Raw genomic sequence first — 4,423 nt, forward strand, 5'->3', positions numbered from 1 at the left:
GATGGCGTTGTGGCTTAACTGATCGGCATTAGCCGCTTGAATAAGCGGCCCTTTCTCTTCGTTCGTCTCCTGTCATTGACTGGCATCCAGCACGACGCGGTAGCGCGCTTTGCCGCTGCGCAAATGATCGATGGCTTCGTTGATCCGGCTCATGGGAAACATCTCGACCTGCGGCAGGATCTGATGGCGTGCGCAGAATTCCAGCATGGTCGCGGTATTGGCGGGTGAGCCGACCGGTGAGGCGGACAAGACTTTTTGCTGGGGAATCAGGTTGAACACGTGCACTGGAATGGCGTCGGGCACGACGCCGACAAAGTGCAGGCGACCTTTGCCGCGCAGGGTGGCGAGCATGGCCGTCCAGTCGAGGTTGGCGTTGGCGGTGACCAGCAGAAAATCCAGGGTGCCGGCAATGGCATTGAGCGCATCCGTGTCGGTCGAGGCGACCACTTTGTGTGCGCCCAGGCGCCTGGCTTCGTCCTGCTTGCTCAGCGATGAGGTGAAAGCGGTGACTTCGCAGCCCCAGGCGTTGAGGAAGCGCAGCGCCAGGTGACCGAGGCCGCCGATGCCCACCACGCCGACCCGGTCAGTGGGCTTGATGCCGAACTCCACCAGCGGGTTGAACACAGTCGAACCGGCACAGAACAACGGCCCGGCCATCGCCGGATCGAGCCCGTCCGGGATCGGCAGGGCCCAGGCCCAGTGCGAGCGAATGCGGTCGGCAAAGCCGCCATTGCTGCCGATGATGGTCGGTTGCACGGTGCGACACAGGTTATGGGAGCCTTCGATGCACGACGAGCAATGCATGCAACTGCCCTTGTACCAACCGATGCCCACCCGTTGCCCCATTTCCAGGCCGCGGACCTGGGCACCGACCCGAACGATACGGCCGACCACCTCATGGCCGGGGATAAACGGGTAATGGCTGATGCCCCAATCGTTGTCGATCAGCGACTGGTCGGAGTGACAGACGCCGCAATACTCCACGGCGACTTCTACTTCATCGTTTCCCAACGGGCCTGGCTCGTAGCTGTAGCGCTCCAGTGGCGCGCCCGCTGCCGTGGCGGCCCAGCCGGTAAAGGTGGTGAGTTCGCTGCTGTCGCTCATGGGATACCTCCAGATCAGAAGTCAGGGGTCTTGGCCGCTTGTGTGCAGCGGCGGAGCGAGAAAAGTGTAGCGGGTTGCTGGCGTTCCATTGGGCGTGAACCTGGATACTTGAAACTACAAATGCGCCCGATGTGGACACATTGCAGATACATGAGCGCGGTTTCATGGGCCAGGTCCCACGCTCACAGAGAGATCAGCCATGTTCCGCAAACTGCAGCAGTTCGTCAGATTGTTCAGCCAGAGCGCCCGCTTGATGGTCGGCGTTCCCGAGTACGACAACTACGTGGCACAAATGGCCCGCAACCGTCCGGGCGAGCCAGTCATGAGCTATGAGGTGTTTTTCCGTGAACGCCAGGAAGCGCGTTTTGGCCGGGGCAAGTGCAATACGCGGTGTTGTTGATGGCGTGGCTGCATAGTGGATTCTCCCACTGTAATAAACGGATTGGTGTGGATCAGCTGTCGAAGGGCGCGTTGCCGATCAGGTCGCAGACATTCGGGCAATCGAAACCATGGATGTGGCGACGTCCGACATCCGCAAGCCCGGTGCCAATGGCCGTGTGAGGTTTCTTCCTGGCCACTTCGGCAAGGGCTTGGGTAAAGGCCGCTTTCATGCCGATGCGGGGGTAGAGCGCGAGCGTGTCGTCGACCAGCGAGGGGGTGATTTCATCCAGATGCAGCCCCATGACGTCGACATGGGCACCCAGGTAGATCAGGGCGATTTCCGGCTGTTTGCGGTCGGCGATGCCGGCGCTGGAGTGCAGGGCAATCGCATCCCAGACCTGTTCGGCTTTTGTCTGCGCATAACCGTTGGCCAGGAGAAAATGACGGGCGGCATCGGCGCCATCGACTTCAAAGCGCTGGTCGGCGGCGAACTCATCCGTCAGCCCCAGATCGTGTAACAGTGCAGCGAGGTAGACCGTTTCACGGTCGTACTGAAAGCCTCGCCGTTGGCCGAGGAATTCGGCAAACCACCATGTCCGGTGCACATGATGCAAAAGCGCTTTGGAGTGGACGCGCTCCACGAGCGAAGCCGCTTTGCGGGCGAGTTCGGAGTCTGGAGCGCTGAAGCCGCCGATGTTGATAGGTGTGTTCATGTTGCCTCCCGGGGATGAAGTTGACTTGCCGTTCACTCTAGGGATTTACCTTGTGGCGTAATTGACTGTTTACGGATGATTTGTGCCAATATTGGCACCTTGAACGCGCAGGAGTCAGCCGTGACCAGCAAGACTAAACCCGGCCAGCCATCGATTGGCCGCACGCCAAAACGCGTCGTGATATTGGGCCTGCCACCCGTGGACGGGCTTGATGTGATCGGCCCGGCCGAAGTGTTTTCCCTGGCGAACACTCTGCACGACGGCGCCTTCGCGCCCTACGTACTTGAGCTGGTCTGCGCGGGTGTCGACCCGCAGATGGCGAGCAGCACCGGCATCGGGCTCATGGCGCACACGACCCTCGAGCACGAGCGACGTGCCGACAAGGCAATCGACACGCTGATCGTGGCGACGGGCTGGCAGGCAATCGATCAACTGGACGGGGCGGCCATCGAATGGATTCGCACGAGGTCCGAAAGCGTGCGACGGGTGTGCTCGATCTGTGTCGGTGCTTTTGCCCTGGCGGATGCCGGGCTACTGGACGGGCGCCGTGCGACGACTCACTGGCGCATGGCACGCGACCTGGCCGAGCGTTATCCGCAGGTGCAGGTCGATCCGAATCCGATCTGGATCAAGGACGGCAACGTCTATACCTCGGCAGGTATCTCGGCGGGCATCGACCTTGCCTTGGCTCTGGTCAGCGAAGACCTGGGGGATGACGCCGCGCTGGACATTGCGAAAAACCTGGTGCTGTTCCTGCGTCGTCCCGGTGGGCAGGCGCAGTTCAGCGTGGCCTTGCAATCGCAGCAGGTGCCCGGTTCAAATCTGGATGAGCTCTGCCACTGGATCAGCGAGCACCTGAGTTCGCAGTTGACTGTGGAAATGCTGGCAGACCGCTTTGCCACCAGCGTCAGAACATTGATCCGCATCTTCCAGCGGGAATTGCAGACCACCCCGGCCAGGTACGTTGAAGACGTTCGGCTCGAAGCGGCCTGCCGGGAGCTTGAACTGGGCGGGCGCTCGATGGAGGAGATCGCACGCCGATGCGGTTATCACAGCGTGGACGTGCTGAGGAAGGTGTTCGTCCGGCGTCTTGGCGTGAGCCCCAGGGACTACGCGAAACGTTTCGCGCCCGACGTGCTGTCGGCCCGTCCGTAGGATGTCGAGCTGTTCGATACGCTGGAACTGTTGATCTGTGGGTTGCCTCAGATCTCCAGATCGATCACGAAGGCATCATCGAAATCAGGGTTTTCATTGATGCCATTCCTGGCATAGCCCCGGGGGTTGCAGACCACCCGGGTGTTACCCACCCGGTAATCAAAGCTGCCATGGGTATGGCCATGCAGCCACAGTGCCGGTTGCCAGTCTTTGATCCGCGCTTCGAGGTCCGAGACAAAGCTTGAATTGATCGGCGAACCGGCAAACGTCGGGCTGATGCTCGACCGCGTCGGGGCGAAATGGGAGATCACCACCGTGGGCGTGCTGCTGTCGCGGGTGAAGCAGTCTTCCAGCCAGGCGACCGTTTGAAGAAAAACCAGCTGGGAAATGGCCGGTGTGAACAGGTCCGGAAAATCGGGGGCGATTTTGATGTGGCTGAAGTCACGCATCAGTTGTGTCGCCAGATCGATGCCCAGCGCTCGATCCTCAGGGCTATCGAACAGGCGATAGTCAGACCACAACGTGCAACCGAGAAAGCGCACGCCGTCGTGGACGTATTCCGAACGTTCCAGCACATGAATCTGCGTGCCTTGCGCCAAGCGGTTCAACTGCTCGTAAGTGGAGATCAGGTCACTGCCGTAGAACTCGTGATTGCCTGCCACGTACAGCAGTGGAACCGGACACGCTTTAGCCCACTCGATGGCCTTGGCCGGCCGGGCGATGTCCCCGGCGAGCACGACAATATCGGCATCCACGTCGGGAAACGGGATCGTATTGACGGACAGGTGCATGTCGGACAGCAAAGCAATGCGCATTGATCAACTCCGGCGTGTCTTGCAGGGCAGGTCATTCAAATTACGCGTTGTGACCCCGTCGCCACAACCCTGCTGGTCACCGGGCGGTGCACGAACAGTCACGACACACAGCAAAACCAATGTGGGAGCGGGCTTGCTCGCGAAAGCGGTGTGTCAGGCGCTATCAATGCTGGATATGCCGGCCCCTTCGCGAGCAAGCCCGCTCCCACGTTGGATCTTCATCGCACACAGAGTTTGTGTCCGTCCGCGATCAAA

The 4,423-nt window shown here is 60.5% G+C and carries 5 protein-coding genes; 2 read left to right on the forward strand and 3 right to left on the reverse strand.

Features of this window, described 5'->3' with window-relative positions; genetic code table 11:
* Nucleotides 1–72: 72 nt before the first annotated feature.
* The gene (ahr, locus tag PMI28_RS02355) at nucleotides 73–1,104 is read right to left on the reverse strand and encodes an NADPH-dependent aldehyde reductase Ahr (protein WP_007992066.1); all 1,032 of its coding nucleotides are present in this window, start codon (nucleotides 1,102–1,104) and stop codon (nucleotides 73–75) included.
* Between the two features lie 199 nt (nucleotides 1,105–1,303).
* On the opposite strand from ahr, the gene PMI28_RS02350 reads away from it, so the two are divergent.
* Nucleotides 1,304–1,504, forward strand: a complete 201-nt coding sequence (locus PMI28_RS02350) for a YbdD/YjiX family protein (RefSeq protein ID WP_007992067.1) — start codon at nucleotides 1,304–1,306, stop codon at nucleotides 1,502–1,504.
* A 52-nt stretch (nucleotides 1,505–1,556) separates the two neighbouring features.
* Here PMI28_RS02350 and PMI28_RS02345 read toward each other — a convergent pair whose 3' ends face one another.
* Entirely contained in the window at nucleotides 1,557–2,198 is a 642-nt protein-coding gene (locus PMI28_RS02345) for an HD domain-containing protein (protein ID WP_007992069.1), read from the reverse strand.
* A gap of 120 nt (nucleotides 2,199–2,318) precedes the next feature.
* Here PMI28_RS02345 and PMI28_RS02340 point away from each other — a divergent pair, with 120 nt between their 5' ends.
* Nucleotides 2,319–3,353 (forward strand): GlxA family transcriptional regulator, encoded by a 1,035-nt coding sequence (locus PMI28_RS02340; RefSeq protein WP_007992070.1) that lies wholly within the window; start codon nucleotides 2,319–2,321, stop codon nucleotides 3,351–3,353.
* 47 nt (nucleotides 3,354–3,400) lie between these two features.
* Here PMI28_RS02340 and PMI28_RS02335 read toward each other — a convergent pair whose 3' ends face one another.
* The gene (locus PMI28_RS02335; RefSeq protein ID WP_007992071.1) at nucleotides 3,401–4,168 is read right to left on the reverse strand and encodes a metallophosphoesterase; all 768 of its coding nucleotides are present in this window, start codon (nucleotides 4,166–4,168) and stop codon (nucleotides 3,401–3,403) included.
* Between the last annotated feature and the right edge of the window lie 255 nt (nucleotides 4,169–4,423).

It is taken from the genome of Pseudomonas sp. GM48 (assembly GCF_000282335.1).
GTDB lineage: Bacteria > Pseudomonadota > Gammaproteobacteria > Pseudomonadales > Pseudomonadaceae > Aquipseudomonas.